At 64.3% G+C, this 1,349-nt stretch carries 1 protein-coding gene; it reads left to right on the top strand.

The features are described from left to right. Nucleotides 1-309 precede the first annotated feature (309 nt). Nucleotides 310-1,349: IS110 family RNA-guided transposase (locus HGG74_RS20790; RefSeq protein ID WP_168489442.1), on the top strand; the 1,040-nt coding region annotated here is incomplete at its 3' end.

The following is a 1,349-nucleotide window of genomic DNA, read 5'->3' on the forward strand; positions in this document are numbered from 1 at the left end:
CGCCTGTGAGGATTGGGGTGGCTGGTCTGGGATTGGCTGGCAGAGTAGGTGCAGGCGGTTCCGCCCCGCGGTCGTGACTCATTAAACGCTTGGCCCCGTGCCCGGGTGTCCGGTTATCGACTTGTCCGTCCGTTGGGTGGGCGGCCGGCACCTGCCCGGCCCACCTCGGTGACTTGATCAGAAGATTGTCCGCTCCCGCGTGGGGCGTGGCTCGTCACAGTGCTGTTCCGAAGTGACCTCTACCCGGACTGGTACCGGCCCGTAACGGCCTGACCATGTCCGCGAAATGAGGAAGGTGCCAGAACCGCTATGGCTATCGTTGCGCATTCCCACCCGTTTGTCGTGGGTGTCGACACCCACGCCCGCAAGCACGTTTTCGCCATCATTGCCGCGGCAAGCGGCGAACGGATCGAAAACCGGGATTTCCCGGCGACGGGCGCCGGCATCAACCGCGCCATTGCCTGGGTTGCGCGTCGCACCGAGGCCGATCCGGCCACTCTGTGGGTGATTGAGGGCGCGGCTTCTTATGGTGCCGTGTTGGCCGGTGCTGTCGCAGCTGCCGGCTACCAGGTCGCCGAAGCCACGCGCATGGACGCCCTGCCGCGTCGTGGGATTGGCAAGTCGGATCCGCTGGACGCGCACCGGATCGCTTCAGCCGTCCTTTCCCTGGAAGAGGATAAGCTGCGCCGGCCACGGCTGAACGAAGGCGTCCGCGCAGCGTTGCGGGTCCTGGTCAGTGCGCGCCATTCAATGACCACCGACCGGACCAGGACCGTGAACGCGTTGACCGCGCTGCTCCGGATCAATGATTTGGGTTTGGATGCGCGCACGTCGTTGACCGGAAGCCAGATCCTGGAGGTGTCCCGGTGGCGGGCCCGTGAAGAACCTCTTGCCGTGTCCGTGGCCCGCTCTGAAGCAGTCAGACTGGCCAGGCGCATCGGCGACCTCGACGCCGAGATCAAGGCAAACGGCTCCCGGATCACCGAACTGGTTGAGGTAAGCGAAGCCGCGCCGCTGCTGCAGGAAACCGGCTTCGGACCGGTCACGGCAGCTATTTGTCTTACCGCCTGGTCTCATCAAGGGCGGGTACGTTCCGAGGCCGCCTTCGCCTCCCTGGCCGGGGTCAACCCCATTCCCGCTTCATCTGGAAATACCGTCCGTCACAGGCTCAACCGCGGCGGCGACAGGACCCTGAATAAAGCCCTTCACATGGTTGCTCTAACCAGGATGGCGTTCGATCCGGCGACCATCGAATACGTAGCCAAACGGCAAGCAGAAGGGCGAACCAGGAAAGAAATCCGCCGGTGCGTGAAGCGCTACCTCGCCCGACGGATCTACCGCACACTCAA

It is taken from the genome of Arthrobacter mobilis, from assembly GCF_012395835.1.
GTDB lineage: Bacteria > Actinomycetota > Actinomycetes > Actinomycetales > Micrococcaceae > Crystallibacter > Crystallibacter mobilis.